22 protein-coding genes and 1 pseudogene are annotated in these 21848 nt (G+C 71.9%); 6 read left to right on the top strand and 17 right to left on the bottom strand.

Going from position 1 to position 21848, the window contains the following annotated elements; translation table 11 throughout:
- Positions 1 to 377 precede the first annotated feature (377 nt).
- The 5 genes from A3CE_RS0113530 to A3CE_RS0113510 are packed head-to-tail and all read left to right on the top strand — an operon-like array spanning position 378 to position 6793.
- On the top strand, positions 378 to 1160 hold the full coding sequence (locus tag A3CE_RS0113530; RefSeq protein ID WP_043790839.1) for a thioesterase II family protein: 783 nt from the start codon (positions 378 to 380) through the stop codon (positions 1158 to 1160).
- Positions 1153 to 2895 (top strand): amino acid adenylation domain-containing protein, encoded by a 1743-nt coding sequence (locus A3CE_RS0113525; protein WP_020640624.1) that lies wholly within the window; start codon positions 1153 to 1155, stop codon positions 2893 to 2895. The genes A3CE_RS0113530 and A3CE_RS0113525 overlap by 8 nt, the downstream gene beginning before the upstream one ends.
- The gene (locus tag A3CE_RS0113520; RefSeq protein WP_020640623.1) at positions 2895 to 4247 is read left to right on the top strand and encodes a tryptophan 7-halogenase; all 1353 of its coding nucleotides are present in this window, start codon (positions 2895 to 2897) and stop codon (positions 4245 to 4247) included. The genes A3CE_RS0113525 and A3CE_RS0113520 overlap by 1 nt, the downstream gene beginning before the upstream one ends.
- Positions 4240 to 5394 carry a cation:proton antiporter gene (locus A3CE_RS0113515; protein ID WP_020640622.1) on the top strand — a complete coding sequence of 385 codons (1155 nt, stop codon included), beginning with the start codon at positions 4240 to 4242 and terminating at the stop codon, positions 5392 to 5394. The genes A3CE_RS0113520 and A3CE_RS0113515 overlap by 8 nt, the downstream gene beginning before the upstream one ends.
- A gap of 1 nt (position 5395) precedes the next feature.
- Positions 5396 to 6793, top strand: a complete 1398-nt coding sequence (locus tag A3CE_RS0113510) for a tryptophanase (protein ID WP_043790837.1) — start codon at positions 5396 to 5398, stop codon at positions 6791 to 6793.
- Positions 6794 to 6969: 176 nt separating this feature from the next.
- On the opposite strand, the gene A3CE_RS0113505 is transcribed toward A3CE_RS0113510, so the two are convergent.
- From A3CE_RS0113505 to A3CE_RS0113480, 6 genes are all read right to left on the bottom strand, one after another.
- Positions 6970 to 8205: a cytochrome P450 gene (locus A3CE_RS0113505; protein WP_026468448.1), complete on the bottom strand. Its 1236-nt coding sequence runs from the start codon at positions 8203 to 8205 to the stop codon at positions 6970 to 6972.
- A complete protein-coding gene (locus tag A3CE_RS0113500) occupies positions 8202 to 8735 on the bottom strand; it encodes a GTP-binding protein (protein WP_084642073.1) in 534 nt (177 codons plus the stop codon). The genes A3CE_RS0113505 and A3CE_RS0113500 overlap by 4 nt, the downstream gene beginning before the upstream one ends.
- 52 nt (positions 8736 to 8787) lie before the next feature.
- Entirely contained in the window at positions 8788 to 9147 is a 360-nt protein-coding gene (locus A3CE_RS0113495; protein WP_020640618.1) for a DUF742 domain-containing protein, read from the bottom strand.
- 1 nt (position 9148) lies between these two features.
- Positions 9149 to 9565 (bottom strand): roadblock/LC7 domain-containing protein, encoded by a 417-nt coding sequence (locus A3CE_RS0113490; protein ID WP_020640617.1) that lies wholly within the window; start codon positions 9563 to 9565, stop codon positions 9149 to 9151.
- Positions 9562 to 10938: a sensor histidine kinase gene (locus A3CE_RS51065; RefSeq protein WP_020640616.1), complete on the bottom strand. Its 1377-nt coding sequence runs from the start codon at positions 10936 to 10938 to the stop codon at positions 9562 to 9564. Before A3CE_RS51065 ends, A3CE_RS0113490 begins: the two co-directional genes overlap by 4 nt.
- Positions 10939 to 11417: 479 nt before the next feature.
- On the bottom strand, positions 11418 to 12014 hold the full coding sequence (locus tag A3CE_RS0113480) for an HAD family acid phosphatase (RefSeq protein ID WP_020640615.1): 597 nt from the start codon (positions 12012 to 12014) through the stop codon (positions 11418 to 11420).
- A 294-nt stretch (positions 12015 to 12308) separates the two neighbouring features.
- Between A3CE_RS0113480 and A3CE_RS0113475 the strand changes: the two genes are divergently transcribed.
- The gene (locus tag A3CE_RS0113475) at positions 12309 to 13142 is read left to right on the top strand and encodes an SCO6745 family protein (RefSeq protein ID WP_026468447.1); all 834 of its coding nucleotides are present in this window, start codon (positions 12309 to 12311) and stop codon (positions 13140 to 13142) included.
- 185 nt (positions 13143 to 13327) lie between these two features.
- On the opposite strand, the gene A3CE_RS59875 is transcribed toward A3CE_RS0113475, so the two are convergent.
- The 11 genes and pseudogenes from A3CE_RS59875 to A3CE_RS0113425 form a co-directional block, all read right to left on the bottom strand.
- Positions 13328 to 14209, bottom strand: coding sequence for an LGFP repeat-containing protein (locus tag A3CE_RS59875; RefSeq protein ID WP_425387609.1), 882 nt, complete (start codon positions 14207 to 14209; stop codon positions 13328 to 13330).
- Between the two features lie 21 nt (positions 14210 to 14230).
- Positions 14231 to 14773: pseudogene (locus A3CE_RS59870) on the bottom strand (GH25 family lysozyme); the annotation flags it as partial.
- Between the two features lie 732 nt (positions 14774 to 15505).
- On the bottom strand, positions 15506 to 15865 hold the full coding sequence (locus A3CE_RS0113465; RefSeq protein WP_020640612.1) for a hypothetical protein: 360 nt from the start codon (positions 15863 to 15865) through the stop codon (positions 15506 to 15508).
- A gap of 380 nt (positions 15866 to 16245) precedes the next feature.
- Positions 16246 to 16818: an FAD-dependent monooxygenase gene (locus tag A3CE_RS51060; RefSeq protein WP_157376784.1), complete on the bottom strand. Its 573-nt coding sequence runs from the start codon at positions 16816 to 16818 to the stop codon at positions 16246 to 16248.
- Positions 16710 to 17102 (bottom strand): alpha/beta fold hydrolase, encoded by a 393-nt coding sequence (locus A3CE_RS55145; RefSeq protein WP_245589801.1) that lies wholly within the window; start codon positions 17100 to 17102, stop codon positions 16710 to 16712. Before A3CE_RS55145 ends, A3CE_RS51060 begins: the two co-directional genes overlap by 109 nt.
- A 54-nt stretch (positions 17103 to 17156) precedes the next feature.
- Positions 17157 to 17633 (bottom strand): carboxymuconolactone decarboxylase family protein, encoded by a 477-nt coding sequence (locus tag A3CE_RS51055; RefSeq protein ID WP_125591645.1) that lies wholly within the window; start codon positions 17631 to 17633, stop codon positions 17157 to 17159.
- The gene (locus tag A3CE_RS51050) at positions 17630 to 18301 is read right to left on the bottom strand and encodes a TetR/AcrR family transcriptional regulator (RefSeq protein ID WP_020640608.1); all 672 of its coding nucleotides are present in this window, start codon (positions 18299 to 18301) and stop codon (positions 17630 to 17632) included. Before A3CE_RS51050 ends, A3CE_RS51055 begins: the two co-directional genes overlap by 4 nt.
- 22 nt (positions 18302 to 18323) lie before the next feature.
- Entirely contained in the window at positions 18324 to 19142 is an 819-nt protein-coding gene (locus tag A3CE_RS0113440) for an SDR family NAD(P)-dependent oxidoreductase (protein ID WP_211231851.1), read from the bottom strand.
- Entirely contained in the window at positions 19124 to 20329 is a 1206-nt protein-coding gene (locus A3CE_RS0113435; protein WP_020640606.1) for a cytochrome P450, read from the bottom strand. Before A3CE_RS0113435 ends, A3CE_RS0113440 begins: the two co-directional genes overlap by 19 nt.
- A 24-nt stretch (positions 20330 to 20353) precedes the next feature.
- Positions 20354 to 21559 carry an NAD(P)/FAD-dependent oxidoreductase gene (locus A3CE_RS0113430; RefSeq protein WP_020640605.1) on the bottom strand — a complete coding sequence of 402 codons (1206 nt, stop codon included), beginning with the start codon at positions 21557 to 21559 and terminating at the stop codon, positions 20354 to 20356.
- Between the two features lies 1 nt (position 21560).
- Positions 21561 to 21758 (bottom strand): ferredoxin, encoded by a 198-nt coding sequence (locus A3CE_RS0113425; protein ID WP_026468445.1) that lies wholly within the window; start codon positions 21756 to 21758, stop codon positions 21561 to 21563.
- Positions 21759 to 21848 lie beyond the last annotated feature (90 nt).

Here is a 21848-nt window from a genome sequence, read left to right as displayed (position 1 = left end):
CATGAGGGTGCCCCTCATGGCGCTTGTCGGCGGTATCCGAGAATTATTCGGAGTCCCGCCGTGAGTAAACTAACCCGCACGGGGGAGAATTCGGCGGGATACGTCCTGGCGAGGTCAATTTCCGGCAACGCGATCAAACCGTTATGTGCCGAGCGCCGGTCGAGTCGTATCTTTTCGTGCAGGCGATGATCGACATCGGTTGACGGAGGTGCCGCACGGTCTCGCCGGGACCCGACACCCGGGTCCCGGCCGGGACGGCGGAGCGTGCGGCGGGGTGGGCACCTTCGGAAACGATTCGTGTATTCGCCAAAGTGCCGATTTCCATTCTGAGGAAATCGGTCCCCCGTTGGCCGGAGTAATTCATCGAAGGATTCGTCATGCCCTTTGCCATCAGGTCGTTGTCCGCGGGGGACCAGCCTGGCAGGAACGGGTGCCGCTATCTGCTCCTGCCGCCCGCCGGCGGCACCGTCGGGACCTTCCGGCACGTCGTGGGGGCGGCGGGCGGTGCCGAGGTGTGGGGCGTGGAGTACCCGGGGCGGGGTGACCGGCTGGACACGCCGTCGCCCGCGTCCGTGGAGCAGGTGGCCGAGCAGGTCACGGGCGAGCTCCTCCGCCGGGAGGCCGCCTGGGTGCGGCGGACCGTGGTGGTGGGGTTCAGCATGGGCGGGTTCGTCGCGGTGGAGCTGGCGCAGCGGCTGCGCACCCGCTGCGGGCCGTTGCCGGCGGCCGTCGTCGTCATCGGGACGCCCGCGCCGCAGCGGCGGGTCCCCGGGCGGTCCGCGCGGGCCGGCGAGCAGCACCTCCTGGAGGTGCTGACCGGCGAAGGGTTCGTTCCCGGGCTGGGAAACCGCGCTTCGTTCGAGGTGTGGGCCTACGCCGCCGGCCTGTTGCGCGCCGACGTCGACCTGACCAGGGCGTACCGGGGCCCGGCCGCCACCCCCGTCCGGTGCCCGCTGGCCGCCTTGTGCGGCGACCGCGATCCGGTGGCGACCGAGGACGCGACCGAAGCGTGGCGGACGTGGACGACCGGTCCCTTCCTGGCCGCGACCGTGCCGGGCGGGCACCTCGGGCTGCTGGCCCCCGGCCGCGGCGCGGAGTTCTGGACGTGGCTGCGGCGGATCGAGCGGGACGTCGTCGCCGCGGGAGTGCGGGATGCCTGACCTTCCGCCGTCCGTGGTCGGGGGCGGCCGGCGCTTCGTGCCGAAGGTGGGCTGGCAGGAGCTGTTCGAGCTGCGGGCCCGGGCGTTCCCGGAGCGGACGGCCCTGGTGGCCGACGACGTCACGTGGACCTTCGGCGACCTGCGCCGGTGGAGCGGCCGCCTGACGACCGTGCTGCGGGCCGCCGGGGCGGTGCCCGGTTCGATGGTGGCGTGCGCGATGGCCAGGTCCGTGCGGGCGGTGCTGGCTCCGCTGGCGGTCGCCAAGGCCGGCGCGGTGTACCTGCCCCTGGACCCGGGGCTCCCGCCGGCCCGGCGGGCGCTGATCCTCGCCGAGGCCCGCCCGGCCGTGCTGCTCACCGACGTGCCCGAGCTCGCCGCGAGCGCGGACGTCGTGCTCTCGCCCGAGCACTGGCGCAGTGAGCTCGCCCGGCGGCCGGAGCACGCGGTCGCCGGCACCAACCCCGCCGATCCGGCGTACGTCGTGTACACCTCGGGCTCCACCGGACGTCCGAAAGGCGTCGTGGTCGGGCACCGGAGCCTGGTCAACCTGTACTGCGAGCTCGCCGCGCGGTTCTTTCCCGCCGGGGGCGCGCCGCAGCGGGTGGCGCACGGCCTCCCGCCGGCGTTCGACGCGGCGTGGGACCCGCTGCTCTGGCTGGTCGGCGGGCACGAGGTGCACTTGGTGCCCGAAGACGTCCGCACCGATCCCGAGCGCTACGTCGGCTTCATCCGCGCGCACCGGCTGTCGGTGGTGGAGGCCGTGCCGACCCAGCTCGCCGGGCTCGTCGACGCCGGCCTGCTCACCGGGGACGCCCGCCCGCGGACGCTGCTCATGGGCGGCGAGGCGGTCGGCCCGTCGCTCTGGGCCCGGCTGCGCGCGACACCCGGCTTGACGGCGGTCAACCTCTACGGCCCGACCGAATGCACGGTGTTCACCACCGCGTGCCGGGTGGGGGAGCAGGACGCGCCCGCGATCGGGCACCCGATCGCCAACACCAGCGTCCAGGTCGTGGACGCCTGCCTGCGGCCGGTGCCGGTCGGCGAGACCGGCGAGCTCCTCGTCGGCGGGTCGTCCCTCGCGCTGGGCTACCTCGGGGACGCGGAGCTGACGGCCGAACGCTTCGGCACCGCGCCCCACCGCTGGTACCGCACCGGCGACCGGTGCCGCTGCGAGCCCGACGGCACCCTGCGCTGGCTGGGCCGGCTCGACGACCAGGTCAAGATCCGCGGCCACCGTGTCGAGCCGGGCGAAGCCGAGCACGCCCTGCTCGCGCTGCCCGGGGTGCGGCAGGCCATGGTCCGCGCCGAGGGCACCGGCGACCGCCGTCACCTGGTCGCCTACGTCGTGCTCGGCTCCGGCACTGGAGATTTCCTGCTCGACCGGCTCCGGGAGACGCTGCCCGAGTACCTCGTACCGGCGACGGTCGTCGAGGCCGACGCCCTGCCGGTCGGGCGCACCGGGAAGGTCGACCGCGCCGCCGTCCGGATCGAGCCCCGCCGGATGACCCCGGCCGAAACCGTGGTCGCGACCGCGTTCCGGAGCCAGCTCGGGATCTCCGAAGTGACCTCGGACAGCGACTTCTTCGCCCTCGGCGGGCACAGCCTCTCCGCCGCGGCGCTGGCGTCGCGGCTGCGGGCCCGCGGGGTGCCGTGCACGCTGCGGGACGTCCTGCGCCGCCGCACGGTCGCCCGGCTCGCCGAACTCGTTCCCGGCCGTCCCGAAGGAGGCGTGTGATGACCGATTTCGACGTCGTCGTGGTCGGTGGCGGCCCTGGCGGGTCGACCGCGGCGGGGCTGGTCGCCGCCGACGGGCACCGCGTCCTGCTGCTGGAGCAGGAGCACCTGCCGCGCTACCGGATCGGGGAGTCGCTGCTCCCGGCGACGGTGCACGGGATCTGCGCCCTGCTCGGGGTGCGGGACGAGGTCGAACGCGCCGGGTTCGTCCGCAAGCGCGGCGGCATGTTCCGGTGGGGGAGCGACCCCGAGCCGTGGACGTTCGCGTTCGCCGCGTCGGACCGCATGGCCGGCCCGACTTCCTACGCCTACCAGGTGGAACGCACGCGCTTCGACACGATCCTGCTGCGCAACGCGAGCCGGCTCGGCGCCGACGTCCGCGAAGGGCACCGGGTGCTCGGCACGCTGCGGGACGGCGGCCGGATCACCGGCGTCCGCTACCTCGACGAGACCGGCCGCGAACGGGCGGCGACGGCGCGGTTCGTCGTCGACGCTTCCGGGCACACCAGCCGGCTGCACCACGACGTCGGCGGCGCCCGCGAATACGCACGGGACTTCCGCAACCTGGCGTTGTTCGGCTACTTCCGCGGGGGAGCCCGGCTGCCCGAACCGGACGCGGGGAACATCGTGTGCGCCGCGTTCGGCGACGGCTGGTTCTGGTACATCCCCCTTTCGGCGAGCCTGACCAGCGTCGGCGCGGTCGTCCGGCGGGACGCCGCGGCCCGGGTGCAGGGCGATCCCGAGACGGCGTTCCGCGGCCTGATCGCGGACTGCCCGCTGGTCCGCGACTTCCTCCACGGCGTCCCCCGCGCCACCGAGCCGCCGTACGACCGGCTGCGAGTGCGCAAGGACTACTCCTACGACCGGACTTCCCTGTGCTGCCCGGGAATGGCGCTGGTCGGCGACGCCGCGTGCTTCATCGACCCGGTGTTCTCCTCCGGCGTCCACCTCGCCACCTACAGCGCGCTGCTGGCCGCCCGGTCGATCAACAGCACCCTGGCCGGCCTGGTGCCGGAGGAGCGGTGCTTCGCCGAGTTCGAAGCGCGTTACCGCCGTGAATTCGGTCTGTTCCGGGACTTCCTGCGCGGCTTCTACCGGCTGGAGGCCGACCAGCGGTCCTACTACCGGCACGCCGGTCACGTCACCGGCCGCGACGACCGCACGGCGTTCCTCGACCTCGTCGGCGGGGTGTCGTCGACGGACTTCGACACACTCGGCGAGGTCCTCGCCGAAGGGGCACAGCTGCAGATGCGCGGCCTGCTCGGCGAGGACGCGGGTGCGGAGCCGCCGATGTTCCCCGGCGGGCTGGTGTCCACTTCGGACGGTCGTCGCTGGCAGGTCCCCGATGCCTGAGCTCGCTGTCCTGCTCGCCGCCCTCGCCGTGCTGCTCGGGCTTGCCCGGCTCGCCGGCGCGGCCGCGGCCCGGCTGGGCCAGCCCGCGGTGCTCGGGGAGATCCTCTGCGGCGTGGCCGTCGCGCCGGCCACGCGACGGCTGCCGGCGCCGGTCGACACCACGCTCACCGCGATCGCCCAGCTCGGCCTGGTGCTGTTCCTGTTCGCCGCCGGTGCCCACCTGGCCCCGTCGCTGACCAGGACCCGGCTGAAGGCCGTCGTCGTGCCGGCGCTCGGCGCCACCCTCGTCCCGCTCGGCCTCGGCGCGGTGCTCGCCCTGGGGCTGGCCCGGCGGCACGCCCCCGCGGGCACCGGGCCGTTCGTGGTGTTCGTCGCGGCCGCGATGGCCGTGACGGCGTTGCCGGTCCTGGCCCGCATCCTCGCCGAACGCGGCCTGCTCGGCAGCGCCGCCGGCCGGCGCGCGCTCACCGCGGCCGCGGTTTCCGACCTCACCGCCTGGGCACTGCTGGCCGTCGCCGCCGCGGCTTCGCACGGCTGGTCCGCGGCCGCGCCGCTGCCCGTCGTGGTGCTGCTGGCGGCGGTGCCGTGGCTGGCCCGGTCCCGGTTCCGCCGCCGGCTCGCGCGGCTTTCCCGGCCGTCGGCGACGGCGGTGCTGGTCGCACTCGCCTGCGCGGCCGCGGCCGTGACGGAGGCGGCGGGGCTGCACCCGGCCATCGGCGCGTTCTTCGCCGGCGTCGTCCTCGGCCACGCCGTCCCGGCGCCCGGCCCGGCCGCACTGGTCACGCCGGTCGCTTCGCTGCTGGCACCGCTGTACTTCGTGCTCGTCGGGCGGGCCGTCGACCTCGGCCGGCTCGACGCGGCCCTGGCCGCGGACATCGCCGCCGTGGCCGCCGTCGCCGTGGCCGGCAAGTGCGGTGGCGCCTATCTGGGCGCGCGGCTCGGCGGGCTGGCCCCGCACCCGGCCGGGGTGTTCGCGGTCCTGATGAACACCCGCGGCGTCACCGAACTGGTCTTCGCCGGCATCGGGCTCGGCCTGGGCGTCATCGACGGCCCGCTTTACACGGCGATGGTCGTGATGGCGCTCGCGACGACGGCGATGACCGGCCCGTTGCTCACCCGGCTGTCCCGGCAACGCGAGGGAGTCTGACATGTCCGTTTATCCGCCGGAACCTTGGCGCGTCAAGATGGTCGAGCCGTTGCGGACGACGACCCGGGAGGACCGGGAAGCGGCCCTGCTCGCGGCGGGCTGGAACCCGTGCCTGCTGCGCTCGGAAGACGTCTACGTCGACCTGTTCACCGACTCCGGCACCAACGCGATGTCCGACCGGCAGTGGTCGGCGCTCATGCGCGGCGACGAGGCCTACGCCGGGGCGCGCAGCTTCTACGTCTTCGAACAGGCCGTGCGGGCCTTCTACGGCTACGAGCACGTCATCCCGGTGCACCAGGGCCGCGGCGGGGAGAACATCCTGTCCCGGTGCCTGATCCGGCCCGGCACCCACATGCCGGGCAACATGTACTTCCCCAGTACCCGCGCCCACCAGGAGCTCAACGGCGCGACATTCCACGACGTGATCGTCGACGAAGCCCACGACCCGTCCTCGGAACACCCGTTCAAGGGCAACGTGGATCTCGCGAAACTGCGTGCGGTCATCGCCCGGTTCGGGGCCGAGTCGATCCCGTACGTCTCCCTCGCCGCGACGGTCAACATGGCGGGCGGGCAGCCGATCAGCGTCGAGAACCTCACCGAGACCTGCGCCCTGGCGCACGCCCACGGGATCCCGGTGTTCCTCGACACCGCCCGCGCGGTCGAAAACGCCTGGCTCGTCAAGCAACGCGAGCCGGGCCGGGCTCGTTCCACGGTCGCGGAGATCCTGCGCGCGCTGTGCGCGCCGACCGACGGCGCGGTCATGTCCGCCAAGAAGGATTCGCTGGCCAACATCGGCGGCTGGCTCGCCCTGCGCGATCCGGCCCTGGCCGACCAGGCCCGTGGGCTCGCCCTGTTGTACGAAGGGCTGCACACGTACGGCGGCATGGCCGGCCGCGACATGGAGGCCATCGCCGTGGGCATCGCGGAATCCGTGGAGGAGAACCACATCCGCGCCCGCGTCGCCCAGGTCGACTACCTCGCGACGCGGCTCTGCCGCGCGGGCGTGCCGATCGTCCGCCCGGCCGGCGGCCACTGCGTCTGCGTCGACGCGGCGGCCGCGCTCCCGCACGTCCCCCGGCCGGAGTTCCCCGGCCAGACCCTGGCGTGCGCGGTGTACCTCGAAGCCGGCGTCCGCGGTGTCGAACGCGGCGCGGTTTCGGCCGGCCGGGACCCGGAAACCGGGGAAAACCGCTTGCCCCGCCTGGAACTGCTGCGCCTGGCGATCCCGCGCCGCGTCTACACCCGCGCGCACATGGACCTCGTGGCCGACGGCGTCATCGCCGTCCACCGCGACCGCGACCGGATCCGGTGCGGCCTCCGGTTCACCTGCGAACCCGGGCAGCTCAGGTTCTTCCAGGCCCGCTTCGAGCCGACGTCCGGAACGACGATCTTCGGTTGAGGGGCCCAGTCCGTGTGGAGCCATTCGGCGAGGTCGGGTGGCGGCGCAGAGCAGCACAGGGCACTGTCGGACGACACCGCCGCCGGACTGTCAGGTCCGCAACGTCATGAACGACTCTTTCCTGTCGTCGGACGACAGGAAAGAGTCGTTCACGGCATCTGGCCAAGTCCCGGGTGTCACCAGGCCAGGGAGAACTTCACCGGCAGCGCCGACAGGCCGCGGAACAGCGGCGACGGCCGCCAGGTCAGCGTGTCGGCCGGCACCGCGAGAACCACGTCCGGGAGCCGGTCGAGCAGGACCTCGATCGCGGCCTCGGCGATCACCTTGGCGATCTCCTGGGCCGCGTACGGGCACCGGTGATCGCCGTAGCTGAACGACATGTACGCCTGGTTGCCGCTCGAGGTCTGCGGGAGCGGCCGGACGAGCGGGTCGTGGTTGGCCGCGGCGAGACCGAGGATGAGCAGGTCGCCCTTGCGGATCTGCCTGCCGCCCAGCCGGACGTCGTGGACGGCGAACCGGCCCGGGAAGTTCTGGGTGGGCGTGTCCTCCCAGAGCACCTCGTTCAGCGCCTGGCCGACGCTCCGGCGCCCACCGGACAACGTCATCGCGAAGCGGTCGTCGGTGAGCATCAGCCGCAGGGTGTTGCCGATCCAGTAGGCGGTCGGCAGCTGCCCCGCGTTCATCAGGTGGAGCAGGTCTTCGGTGATTTCCTCGACGGCGAGCGCGGCCGGGTGGGCCAGCAATCGCGACGTGACGTCCGGTCCCGGAGTGTCCTTTTTGGACTCGACCATCCGCCGCACCTTTTCCCGGACGCGCGCGTAGGCCTCGTTCGCGCCCTCGCCGGCGGCGTGCGTCTGGTAGACGTCACGGACCAGGTCGGCGGTCTCCGCCTCCGGCACGCCGATCATCCGGGCGACGACGGGCAGCGGTACCCCGTCGGCGTACTGGGTGATCAGGTCCGCCTCGCCGGAGCCGGCGAAGGCGTCGATGAGCTGATCGGCGACCTGCTGGGCCCGCGCGCCGAGTTCGAACTGGTCGACGGCGCCGAGCGCCTCGTCGAGGGCCTCGGCGCGCCGCCGGTGTTCGGCGCCTTCGGCGAACATCATCGTGGGCTGGTGGCCGATGAGCGGCAGCAACGGCCAGTCGGGCGGGACGCGGTCCCAGGCGTTCCAGCGCCGCGAGTCGCGGCCGAAGACCTCCGGGCTGCTCACGACGTACTGCACTTCGCGGTAGCCCAGCACCAGCCACGCCGGCACGTCCCCGTCGAGCAGGACCGGGGCCACCGGCCCGTGCGCCCGCCGCATTTCCGCGTAGAGGTCCGCGGACGTCTGCTGGAACCCGGGCCCGGACAACGGCGTGGCGTGCCGGAAGGCGGGCTCCTGGGTGGGGAGTGCGGGACTGGGGGTCGTCATCGTGTGGGCTCCCGGACGGAGGACAGGGCGAAGAGGTGGTGGACGAGCGCGAGCAGGACGCTCTTGCTGGAGTCGCGCCGGCGGGCGTCGCAGTCCACCAGCGGCACGTCGGGCGACAGGTCGAGCGCCTGGCGCACCTGGTCCAGGCTGTGCTTCGGCGCGCCGAAGTTGTTGCGCGCGACGATGAACGGCGTCCCGTGGTGTTCGAGGCGGTCGATGGAGTACCAGGAGTCGGCCAGCCGGTCGGTGTCCACCAGCACGACCGCGCCCAGTGTCCCGGAGAACAGGCGGTCCCAGAGGAACCAGAACCGCTCCTGGCCCGGCGCGCCGAACAAGTACAGCACCATGCGCTCGTTCAGGCTGATCCGCCCGAAGTCGAACGCGACCGTGGTGGTGGTCTTGCCGTGCGAGGCGCCGTCGTCGATCCCGACGCCCGCCTGTGTCATGGTTTCCTCTGTGCTCAGCGGGCGGATCTCGCTGACGGAACCGACCATGGTCGTCTTGCCCACCCCGAACCCGCCGACGATCACGATCTTCAGCCCGTCCCTGGCGGTGCTCGGCAGCGGAGCGCGGGCGTCCTGCTCAGAGCTTCTGAAGTCCAACGAGCACCTGCTTCAGGGTTTCGAGATCGGGCAGACGGGTGTCGACGGGTGCCGAGGACGGATGGCGGGCGGTGATCCGGCCGGTGTCGAGCAGGTCGCACAGGAGGATCTTCACGACGCTCACCGGGAGGCCCAGGTCCGAGGAGACCTCCACCAGCGCCGTCGGGTGGCGGCACAGCCGGAGGATCTTGACGTGCTCGGACTGCATGCCCGGGACCGGATCGCACTCGCTCACGATCAGCGTCACGAGGTCCAGTGCGCTTTCGTTCGCGCGGCTGCGTCCGCCGGTGACGGTGTACAGCCGGTCGGGGTCCTCGCGGTGCAGGTCTTCCCAGCTCATGTCATCCGCCGCTGTGTTGCGGCTGCGGGCGCGGCGGGGCGGTCAGGTACTCGCCGATCTGCTCGACGAGCTCGTTCATGTTGTGGCCGATGACACCCACGTCGGCGTAGTCGTCGGCGATCACGGCGAGATGGGCGCCTTCGCCTGCCTCCACGATGAACAGCATCCCGCCGTGGAACTCCGTCATGGACTGCCGGACCCCGCCGGTCCCGTCGCCGAATTCGATGGACGTGCCGTACGCCAGGCTCTGCATGCCCGAGGCGATGGCGGCCAGCTGGTCGGCCTGGTCCACGGTCAGCCCGCGGGTGTGGCAGAGCTTGAGACCGTCCTTGGACAGCACCAGGGCGTGCCGGGTGCCCGGGGTCTTGCTCAGGAGGTTCACGAGCAACCAGTCGAGATCGTGGTCGGTGGTGTTCATCGGGATCCCTCGCCTCCGATCTGCGGTCCGGTGGGTGCTTCGCGTCCTGGGGCGGCTATCGGCTTCTCGCCCGGGGGAGCGGGCCGGATGCCCCGGCCTGCCGCGCGGAACGCGCTGAACCTCGCTCCGGCGTCGGCACGGGCCGGAGCGGGACTCGCCGCCGGCACCGGCACCGGCACGGGCGCCGCCGCCAGCGTCTGCCCGCGACGTCGCCGTGGCAGCCCGGCAAGGTCACCCTCCACTTTGGACTCCGTCACGGCGGGCGCGGCCGTGCGCACCTCGGGGGGCGGAGTGGTCACGCCGGCCGGCGCGACCGGTGAAGTGTCCTGTTCGGACTGGGTGATCAACTGCCGGGGGATCATGACCACGACTCCGGTGCCACCCCGCGCCGACGGCCTGAAGTGCACGCTCAGGCCGTGCTTGCGTGCCAGGCAGCCCACCACCGCCAGGCCAAGGCGGGTCCCGGACAGCGTGGTCAGGTCCAGCGGCTCGGCGGAAACCGCGCGCACGGCACGCTCCAGCGCGGCGGCGCTCATGACGAGACCGCTGTCCTCGATCGTGACCACCACACCCGCGTGGACCTCTTCCACGTACACGTGGACGTCTTCCGACGGCGGGGAGAAGCTGGTGGCGTTGTCCATCAGTTCGGCCAGCGCGTGCATGACCCCTTCGGCGGCGTACCCGGCGACCGCGACGGTGCTGGTCGAGTGCGTCCGCACCCGCTGGTAGGCGCTGATGCGCCCCATCGCGCCGCGCAGGATGCTTTCCATCACGATCGGCTTGGTCCAGCGCCGGCCGGACCGGGCGCCGGTCAGGACCGCGATGCTGTCCGCCAGCCGGCCCGCCTGCGCGGTGCTGTGGTCCAGCTTGAGCAGGTCGCCGAGGACGTTTTCGTCGTGCCGTCCTTCCATCTCCCGCAGGTCGGCCAGCATGCTGGTGGCCAGCGCCTGGACGCGGCCGGCGGCGTTGGCGCAGGCGGCCATGGTGGCGGCGCGCATGCGCTCCCCGCGGCTGATCTCCTGTGCGACCGCCGACAGCAGGCGCCGGCCGGCGCCGTCGACGGAGGACGGCACCTCGGCGAGCGCGGTGTCCGCCGAAGCGCCGCCGCGCACCCGCTCGACGACGGCGGGCAGTGTGTCGTCGGCGAGCCGGGCGACCTCGCCGTCCCGCACCGCGACGCGATCCCGGAACTGGCGCGCCACCTGCGCGAAGTACACGGCGACCGTCACCGCCGCACACACCACGGCGGCGGCGATCCCGCCGGACCAGGCCACGAACGTCCGGCCTGCCGCGGGCGCCTCGGCCGTCATCCACCACCACACCCCGCCGGTGACGACGACGGCGGCCGGCAGCACGAACAGGGCTCGACCCATCGGCAGGCGCTCCACCTGACGGTGAGCGGGTAAGTGCACTGACATCGATCAGGTCCTCGCGGGCGGTCGGAGACAGGGACTTCGGGTGCGGAGCCCGCCGGAACTACGCCGAATGCCGGGCGCTGTGCCCTCGCACGGGTCAATGGTTTTCACGCAATTCCGGCGAGCGGGCGGCGGCGCGGGCCGGAGTGGGAGGACCGTCACGGAGTCGGCTGCGGAAGCTTCTCGATTTCGACTCCTCATTCCCTGCGACGGTCGCTCCGGCACCCTAGCGCCCATCTTTCCCGTGCGTAAGAGGCAATTTCGGGAGTGGCACAACTTCGCGAGGCCTCACTGGTTCCGGAAAGTCAATTCCCAACAGTGATCGACACGGACATCGGTCGGATGTGACGGGCAGCGGCCGCCGGGGCGTCCGGCGAAATGGCCGACGCCGATATCGGCGAATGGGCGGGGAATTGATTGCCCCGATGGGGAATGGTTCAGGGCAGCTGGCCGCCGTAGTCGGGCAGCTTGAACGTGCGTTCGGCGTGGCCGCCCGCCAGGTCGGAGTCGTTGTTGCCGATGTTGGCGACGATCGTGTAGCCCTTGGCTTCGATGTCCGCCCGCGCCGCGGTCTTGTACTTCTGCAGGTCGAACAGGTCACCGAGGTCGGTTTCGTAGACCCCGGCGTACTGGTAGCCGGCCTTGGTCAGGTTGTAGCGGGTGATCCAGTCCTCGATCTTGAGCCGGCCGGTCACGAAGAAGACCGTGGCGCCGTGCTGGGCGGCGTACTGGGCGACCCGCAGGACCGGGGCCACGGCCGGGACCTCGGCCAGCGACGGGTGATAGTTGCTTTCCAGCGACGTGTTGTCGATGTCGAGCACGATCGCGGGACGGCCCGAGCCGGGCAGGCGGTCGCGCAGGTACGCGGACGCCTGGTCGGCGACCGCCGTGACGTCGGCGACCCAGGTCGGGTAGGGCGGAAGAGCGGCGGCGGCGCGCGGAGCGGCCGCGGCGGCCTGGCCGGGCAAGGCGAGCAGCCCGGTCAGTACGGTGCCGGCCACGGCAAGCGGGACAAGGGCGCGGAAGCGGGGCATCGAAGGCTCCTTATCGTCCGATCGAAGGCGAAACTTGTTCACATTCGCCCGAGTAACCTACCGCCGCGTAGGTACCGGCCGATACCGGCAACGGCACGATCGGAGCTGAGCCGTCCGGCGGGCCCCCGGCGACGACCGGCCGCGGCCGACAGGCCAGGACACCCCGTGAGCACGGCCTGCTTGCCGCCTCCGTGAAATCGGCCGAAGCCCGGGTGTCGAATCCCGGGTGAGCCGTTCGTGGAGGAGGTGAGCGGCCGCCACGAGGGCGCCGCCACCGGACCACCAGGGGATGAGATGTCGCACCCGGAGCCCGTTGCCCGCCGCATGTACGACCTGGTCGAGCCCATCGGCATGCTGCCCTACTTCGCCGACGAGTCGGACGAGGCCCTGATGGCGCTGGGCCTGCGCAACCCGTGGGACGCCTACTTCGCCGGGCGGGCCGCGCCGTTCGGCCCTACGGTGCCGGCCGAGGTGGTCCACGCGGCCTTCTACAACTTCGCCCCGGGCGAGGTGGCGCGCCACATCCCGCGGGTCTGGGACCTGACCACGCCCGAGGCGGCGCTGGCCGCCCGTGAGCGGGGCTGCGTCGCGGGCATGCGGCGGATCCTCGGCGAACGCGCCGACGACCCGGCCATCGCGCGCGCCGCCGACCTCCTGCTGCGCGCGGCGACCAGCGCACCCGTGGAGGGACGCGCCCTGTACGCGGCCCTGCGCACGCTCCCGGTACCGCAGGAGCCGGTGGCCCGGCTGTGGCACGCGGCCACCCTGCTCCGCGAGCACCGCGGCGACGGCCACATCGTCGCGTTGCTGGCCGAGGGCATCGGCGGGACGGAGGCCCACGTGCTCCACGCCCTGTCCGTCGACATGCCCGCGGAGAAGTTCGGCCGGGTCTGGCACCTCCCGGCCGCGCAGCTGGCCGCGGTCATCGACGGCATGCGCGCCCGCGGCCTCGTCGGCACCGACGGCTGGCTGACCACCGAGGGCCGGGCCGCGAAGGACCGGGTCGAAGCCCTGACCGACCGGCTCGCGGAGGCGCCGTACAACGCACTGGACCCCGCCGAGCTCAAGCAACTCATCACCGACCTCGAACCGAGGTCGGCTGTCCTCCGGGCGGCCTTCCCTTGGTAGCGGCCGACCCCGCTGACCTGCCCGACGACGCCGGAATTCGCGAGTCGGCGGCTCGCCGGAGGTCTTGAATGACTCATTCAGGACCTCCGAAGACCTGAATGAGTCATTCAAGACACCGCGGCAGCGGCGGCTGGCACCGTGAGCCGCGCGGCGGGGAGTGAGCCCCGCCGCGCCGCACCCCGGAATCAGCTGTAGGTCACCTGGAGCGTCGAGCTGGCGGTGACGAAGGTGATCGTCCCGCGCTGGAAGTTGTTGCGGCGGCCGCCGGTGACGGAGAACTCGTCGCTCGTCGGGTAGCGCAAGCCGCTTGCTTCCCAGCCCAGTGCGGCCCATTTCTGCCGGATCAGGCCGTGGATGGATTGGGCGCCGGTTGACGCTGTCCAGTAGATGGAGGCGCCTTGGGCGCCGTTGAAGTGGTTGTAGCGGCCGACGCCGTCGGGGGTGCCGGCCTCGTCGGTGGTGGGGTAGCCGAGTCCGGTTTCCCAGCCGAGGTCGGCCCACTTCTGGCGGATCAGGCCATGGATCGACTGCGCGCCGGTTGACGCCGTGTAGTAGATGGAGGCGCCTTGGGCGCCGTTGAAGTGGTTGTAGCGGCCGACGCCGTCCGGCGTGCCGGCCTCGTCGGTCGTGGGGTAGCCGAGGCCGGTTTCCCAGCCCAGGGCCGCCCATTTCTGCCGGATCACGCCGTAGACCGCCTTGGCGCCGGTCGATGCCGTCCAGTAGACGGACGCGCCCAGCGAACCGGTGAAGTGGTTGTAGCGGCCCACGCCGTCGGGTGTCCCGGTCTCGTCCGTGGTCGGGAGGCCCAGCACACCGCCGGGGCCGCCGAGCTGCTGGTAGTGCTGCCAGATCGCGCCGTGCACCGCGTACGCGCCGGTCGCCGGGAAGTAGCCGATGATGCCTTGTTCGTAGTTCTGCGCCCAGCCGCCGGCGGCCGCGTATTCGCCGCCGGACGGGTTGCCCAGGTATGAGGACGCTCCGCCGAGGTCGGTGTAGCGCTGCGTGATCTTGTCGGCGACGGTGCCCGTGCCGAAGGACTGCAGATCGGCCAGGCTGCCGTTGAACACGTCCTGGTCACCGGCGAACGTGCCCGACGACGCGGTCTGGTCGAACGTGTAGTCCGTCCAGCTCGCCGGCATCGTGACGGTACCCGCGATCCACAGTGGATCATTGGCGAAGTTCGGGTTGTTCGCGGTGCAGTGCGTCCACCAGCCGTTGGTGGTGTAGATGACCGGCCACCGGTTGGTGCGGTCGTGGATCGTGGTGACGAAGTCGGAGATCCACGCCGAAACCTGCGCCGGGGTCATGTTGTAGCAATAGCCCGCCCAGTCCTGCGTGCTGTAGGGGTTGTACTCGATGTCGAGCACCGGCGGCAGCGTCTTGCCGTCGGCGACCCAGCCGCCGCCGTGGCTCAGGAAGTACTGCGCCTGCGCCGCGCCGGTCGAGGTGTCCGGCAGCCCGAAGTGGTACGCGCCGCGCAGCAGCCCGGCGTTCGCGGAACCGGCGAAGTTGGTCGTGAACTGCGGGTCCACATAGGTCGTGCTTTCGGTGGCCTTCATGTACGCGAACTTCGCGCCCTGGCCCGCCGCCGCACCCCAGTCCACAGTGCCCTGGTAGTGGGACACGTCCATGCCCGGCGTCGTCACCCCCGAGGCCGCGGCCGCGCGCGCGGCGGCCTTCGGTGTCGCAGTCGTGTGCGCACCGATCGTCGAGCCCATGTAGTCCGAGCCCGGATGGGCCGGCGCGCTCGCGGCAGGTTTCCCGGCGGCCCTGGGGGCCGCCGAACCGCTCGATGCCATCGCCGCCGGTACCCCGGCCAGCACGCCCGTGACCAAGACGGTGACCGCACCCGCGGTCACCGCACCCCGAAACCAACCCACCGCAAACCTCCACCGGTATCTGTTCACCCCGCTATCGACGGGAGCCCGGAAGCGTTACCGAAGCAGCCGAGGAAAATCACCCTGGCGCCGGAAATGCGGCGACTGTCACTTTTCCGGTGGCGAAACGCGACCGGCCACTGCGGACAGTGCCGGGCCGGGTACGGAGATCTGCGAGTTGGTCAATTTCCGTCAAGCCGGCCCGCTGTTGGCAATTCGGACCCATTCCGGTCCGCAACCCGCCGAAAACCGGTTCACCCGCCGGGGCCTGCCTCACTAACGTGACGGCATGCCGACCTACCGCGTCCTCGTCCGGGGCAAGGTCGACCGGCCGGACCATGCGCAACGAGTACGACCTGCTCGGCAGGCGGATCCGGCGGGTCACCCCCTCCGGCATCGAAGCGCTCTGGCGTTACGACCAGCTGCGCCGGGAGACCGCGCTCCTCGGCACGGGCGGCACCCTGGCCTTCGAAGGACTTTCACGAGTCAGTTCCCCGCCGGGTAACGTCGTTCGCGTTCGGGCCACTCGAGAACCTCCAGCAGGACTTCGTCGGGCGGGCCGTCGACCGGGCCACGCACGGGCGGCGCGCCGGGCCTGCCCCAGTCGCCCGGTGCGAACCGCGCGCCGATGGTGTGCATCTTCTCGTCCGCCAGATCAATCGAGACCACGTCCTGGTGAGCGCCGGTGGTGTGGTGGCCGATGAGCCGCTCCGGCGCGGCCGAGCCGATCGGCACGCCCCGCCAGGTCCAGCCGCGCTGACGGGACAGGAAGAGGGCGCCGCTGGCCCGTTCCCAGGCGAGCGGCACTTTCGACCAGGAGTCGGGAGAGTCGATGCGGTCCGGCATGCCGAGCACCTTCCGTGTCCCACGAATGGGACAGCAAGGAAAACCGCCTTTTTCGCCCGATCGGGTGGCAAGCCGAATAAACCGGGCGCCAAGCCGAATTCACCGCATGAAATGGGAGAATTGTGCAATGGCCACGCTTCGGGCGTGTCATCGGAAAGAACGGGCTGATGTGGACGCCTGGTCGGAGGTGTCGCCGGGCGACGGGTTGTAAACGGCCCGTCCGGAATCATTTCCGCGATTGTCCCGGTGGTCGCGGTGTCGACGGCCATAGCGGAGCCGGCGCGGGAATTCCGCGGACCGCCCGGCGAAACGCGGACGGCCCGCCCGCGCTGGCGGACCGGTGCCGGCGGACCGGCAGCGCGGCCGGCCCCATCGGCGCGCTACTGACCCACCGCGACCGGCTGCAGCAGCCGGTTCCGCGCGACGATCGCTTCCTCGGTGGGTGGCACGAGAAGCGCACCACCGCCCTCGACCGTTCCCTGGGCGAAATCGGCATAGGGCCGTTGGCGGGCCTCGTATCGAGGGAACGCCGTGACGTGGTCTCCCTCCGCTCGCTCGAGTTCCTCGGCGAGGAACTGAGCCCCGGTCATCGCCAGGGACGTGCCCCGGCCCGCGAGCGGGGATGCGCAGTGGGCGGCGTCGCCCACGAGCGCGACCCGGCCCCGGTGCCAGGTGGGCAGGCGAATCTGACTGACCGAATCGAAGTAGATGCCGGGATCGGCGCGCACCGCGTCGAGGATCGTCCGGACCTTCCACGAGCGACATTCGGCGAAGTGGTCGAACAGGATCTTCTTCTGCGCTTCGACGTCGCGGTAGTCGTGGTCGAGGGGATCCGACCGGAACATCAGGAGACCGATTGCCCTGTCCTTGAACCGGGCGATGCCGGCCAGGTGCCCGGGATAGCTGTACAGGGGATTGATCCGCTCGGCTCCGGCATCGGCCTCACCGGGCATGTCGGTGATGGCGACGTACAGAGCGAGATGCCGGATCCAGTCCCGCTCCGGACCGAACACGAGCCGCCGCACCGCCGAGTGCATACCGTCAGCGACTGCACGACGTCGGGCACCGAGACCGCGACCTGCAGGGCGATGAAGCCGCCGTACGAGGATCCGAAGACGTGCGCTCGTTCGTACCCGAGCCCCCGGATGAGCGCGGCGCAGTCCGCGGCCAGGTCGGGGATGCCGTAGGGGCCGGGCGGGGTGACCGACGCTCCGGAATCGCGCTGGTCGTAGGCGATCGCACGGATGCCGTCACCGAGCAGGGGCTCCGATCGGCTACCCGTGCTTCGCCGTCACGGTTTCTCCGCGTCGGCCCACGCCTCGAGGATCTTGCCCATCGCCTGGCCCGCCGCGGGGAAGCCGACGTAGGGCACCGAGTGCAGGGCCAGCTCGGCCAGTTCGTCGCGCGTGAGGCCGTTGCCGCGGGCGCCCAGCACGTGGTTGGCCAGCTCGTCGGGATGCCCGGCGGCGATGAGGATGCCCAGCGTGATCAGGCTGCGCTCGCGCGGGCTCAAACCCGGCCGGGTCCACACGTCGCCGTAGCACTGTTCGAGTGCGAGACCGGCCATCGCGGCGGGTGCGCCTTCGCCCTGCGAGAGTCCGCCCATCGTGCGGTCCAGGAACGCCTGGCCGAACATCCGGCGGACGACCTCCGCGCCATCCGAGCGCCGTGCCGCTGTCGTGCGGCCGGAGCTGCATTTTGGGGGTTCCGGGTGGCGGAGCCCCCGGCCCGGGGCGGAGCCCCGGTTGTCACCGCTGTCGTTCGTCATCGTGGCCCTTTCGTCGTGCTCCCGGCCAGGGTCCGGTCGACGAGGTAGTCGGTGAACGCCGCCGGGTCGGCGGCGTCGTCGCGGCCGAACGTCGTCGACCACAGCGCGAACCGGCCCAGCAGTCCCGACCAGAGGTGCAGGGCGACCTGTTCGGCCTCCTCCGGCCGGACGTGGCCCTCGGCCTCGCACGCCCGCACCGCGTCGATCCACTGGTGCCAGAGCAGGCCGCCGGGGTGCTTCTGGGCGTCGTCCGGGTCCAGCCGGGTCAGGTCGTGGCCGAACATCAGCCGGAACACGCCGCGGTTGTCCTTGGCGAACCGCCAGAACACGTGCGCCTGGACGCGGAGCCGGTCGGCCGCGCTCCCCGCCGTGGTGCGCTCGGCCTCGCGCATCGCCGCGACGAGCCGGTCGTACCCGTCGGCCGCGACCGCCCAGGCCAGGGATTCCTTGCTCGCGAAATGCAGGTAGACGCTCTGGGTGGCGATCCCGGTCTCCCTCGCCACCTCACGCAGCGACAGGCTCAGGTCGGGGTGGCGCACCTGCTCGTCGAGCAGGCGCGCCACCGCGCCCAGGATCTCCGCGCGCAACCGCTCGCCCTGGCCCCGGGGACTGCGTGACCTGCGTGCTTCCGGCGAACTCTCGTCGTCACCGGTCCGGCTGGTGTTCATGGGCACCATCATCGGTCACCGGTCACGACGTCATCCGGCCCACCATGGCGAGCCCGGTGGCCATCGTCGTGCCGGCGTCGACGGGCAACGTCACGCCGGTGACGAACCGGGACTCCGGACCGGCGAGGAACAGCGCCGCCCACGCGAGGTCCCAGGCGTCCCCGTCCGTGCCGAGCAGGTTGGCCTTGCGGCGGGCTTCCTTTGCTCCCGCTCCGCCCTGGTTCCCGATGGGGGTGTTCAGGTGCCCCGGCACGAGGCAGTTGACCCGGATGCCGTCCGGTCCCCACCGGTAGGCGTAGTCGGTGGTCATCGAGACGACCGCGCCCTTGCTGGCCGCGTAGGCCCCGCTGCCGAAGCCCCGGAGCGCCGCGATCGTGGAAACGTTGATCACCGAGGCGGCGGGACTGCGGACGAGGTGCGGATACGCGGCTTCGCTGACCAGCATCGTGCCCTTCGCGTTGACGGCGAACACCTGGTCCCACTCGCCGGCGCTGATGCCGGTGTTGTTCACGACCACGTCGAGCCGGCCCGCCTCGGCGGCGAACTCCGCCACGACCGTCCGCACCGCGTCGGCGTCGGTGATGTCCGCGGTCAGCGCGATCGCGGTGCCACCGTGCCGTTCGATCAGGTCACAGGTGGCCGCCGCCCGCTCGGGGGACACGTCCAGCACTCCGGTGACCGCGCCCTGGGCCGCGAACAGTGCCGCCGTGGCCGCGCCGGTGCCGAGCAGGTCACCGGCGCTCCCGGCCCCGGAGACCAGTGCGCCGAGCCCGGCGAGCCGGGTGCCGCGGCCGGCCAGGTGGCCGCCTGGTGCCGTCGAGGTCATTTCTCCGTGCCCCACGTGACCGGCAGCTCCTTGACGCCGTAGACGATCGAGTTCCGCTTGAACGGAACCTCGTCCTCGCCGATCGCGAGCCGCAGGTCCGGGATCCGCTCGAACAACCGCGGCCACGCCACCTGCATCTCCACGCGCGCGAGGTTCTGCCCGAGGCACTGGTGGGTACCGAACCCGAAAGCGACGTGCTGACGCGCGTTGCGGCCGATGTCGACCTGGTCGGCGGTGTCGCCGAACACGCGCTGGTCCCGGTTGCCCGCGATCAGGGAAACGATCACCCCTTCGCCGCGGCGGACGAGCTGCCCGCCGATCTCGACGTCGTCAAGGGCGACCCGGCGCGGGTCGGTGGAGACGATGCTCCAGTACCGCAGCATCTCCTCCGCCGTGGTGGGAGCCAGCTCCGGGTGTGCCCGCAGCCGCTCGCGCTCGGTGTCGTTCAGCAGCAACGCCAGCGTGCCGAGACCCAGCATGTTGGCCGTGGTCTCGTGCCCGGCACCCACCAGGATCCCCACGAGCCGGGGCAGGTCCTCGGCCGTGAACCCGTCTTCGGCCAGCAGCCTGCTGATCATGTCGTCGCCGGGCTCGCGGCGCTTGCGCTCGATCAGTTCCCGGTAGTACAGGCCGGTTTCCCGGTGCGCGGTGATCCGGTCCTCGTGCGAGATCGACAGGTCCGTGCCGACGTCGGCGTGGCCCTGGAAGATCTCCCGGTCCTCGTACGGGACGCCGAGGATGAGGCAGATCGCCCGCGAAGGCAGCGGGAGCGCGAAGTGCTTGATGAAGTCGACGGGGCCGCCGTGCTCCTGCATCGCGTCGATCAGCTCGTCGGTGATGGCCAGCAGCTCGTCCCGCAGGGCGTGGGTGGCTTTCACGCTGAACTCCCGGGTCAGCAGGCGCCGCAGCCGGGCGTGCTCGGGATCGTCGAGCCGGAGGAACAAGCCGCCCTGCTGCTCTTCCTGACCGGCGTGTACCAGCGGGTACCCGTCGGCGCGCACGTCCGCACTGAACGCCGGATTGCCCAGCACCGCGCGGATGTCCTCGTGCCGGGTGGCGAGCCAGTGCTGCGAGCCGTCCCAGATCTTCACCTTGTGCAGGCCGCCGGTCTCGCGCAGCTCGGTGTACGCCGGGGGCGCGCTGAAGGGGCAGCTCCGGGGAGCGGGGAAGAACAGCGGGTCGTCGGCGAGGGTCTCGGTCATGGGGAATCTCCTGCGGTTCGATGGTCAAATGGTGCGTGGCACGGGTTCGCCGACCCGGGTTCGCCACGCGCGGAGCTGACGGGGCATGCCGACGCCCAGTGCGCCGGTCACCACCCCGGCCCGCAGATACGCCCCGACGAAGCGACGCTCGGCGAGTGAGCCGTCGACGACGACGAACTCGTCCTCCGGGGCGGGCAGCCCGAAGGACTGGATCTTCACGTCGTACTGGTCGGACCAGAAGTAGGGCACGGCGGGAACGTGCCGGAACGCGGGGTCCACAATGGACTTCGCCACCGCGCGGCCCTGTTCCGTCGCATTGAGACGGTGCTCGACGCGCAGGTGGCCGTCACCGTCCGGGGTGCGCCAGGCCGCCACGTCCCCGGCCGCGTAAACGCCCTCGATCGCCCGGCCACCGGCCGCGCACAGGACTCCGCCCGCGCCCTCCCCGGGCCGGCGGCCGCCCAGCGGCACCGCGGACCCGCGCAGCCAGTCCACCGCCGGAACAGCGCCGATCGCGACCAGCACGACGTCGGCGGGAACCAGCGTGCCGTCTTCGAGTTCGACCGCGTCGACCTGCGCGCCGGTCTTGCGCAGCTGCCGCACGCCCACGCCGCAGCGCACGTCGACGCCGTGCTCACGATGCAGATCCGCGACGAACTCGCCGACCTCCGCGCCCACGACCCTGGTCATCGGCACGGGCAGCGGATCCACCAGCGTGACGGTGGCCCGCAGCCGGGTGGCGACGGCGGCGACCTCGGCGCCGAGGACACCCGCACCGATCACCACGAGCCGGGCGCCGGGCGTCAGCTGTTCGCGCAACGCGACCGCGTCGTCCAGCCCGCGCAGGACGTGCACGTTGCGCGCGTCAGGTGCGCCGGGCAGCCTCCGCGCCCGCACGCCCGTCGAGACGACCAGCGCGTCGAAGGCGATCCGGGAATCGTCGGCCAGCGCCAGTTCCCGGGCATCGGTGTCCAGCCCCGAGGCGGGCACGCCCAGCCGCAGGTCGAGCCCGAGCTTGCCGAGATCGGCGTCGCCGCGAAGCGCGATCCGCTCGGCGGACCACTCCCCGAGGAGGACCTGCTTGGACAGCGGCGGCCGGTCGTAGGGCCGGTGCTCTTCCTCGCCCACCATGACGAGCTGACCGCCGTAGCCGGCCGATCGTGCCGCTTCGGCGACCGCCAGCCCGGCGGCCGCGGCTCCCACGATCACGACCCGCGTGGCCGCCGGCACCTCAGGCCTCTTCGAGGGCGATGGCGGCGGCGGGGCAGATCAGGGCGGCTTCTCGCACACCTTCGTGCAGCTCCGGCCCGGGGTTCGCGGTCAGCAGCACGACGACGCCGTCCTCGTCACGCTGGTCGAACACCTCCGGCGCGGCCAGCACACACTGACCGCCGGCACAGCATTTCTCTTCGTCGACAACAACCTTCATGACTCGGCTCGCTTCGTGAGTTTTTGACCTGACATACGTCACCTTACGACTGTCAGGTTAGCGAAGCAAGCGATCATCGAGGTCTGACGC

This window comes from Amycolatopsis balhimycina FH 1894, assembly GCF_000384295.1.
Lineage (GTDB): Bacteria > Actinomycetota > Actinomycetes > Mycobacteriales > Pseudonocardiaceae > Amycolatopsis > Amycolatopsis balhimycina.
Note: the sequence above shows the minus strand (reverse complement) of the source record. Positions and strands in the feature narration are given on the sequence as shown.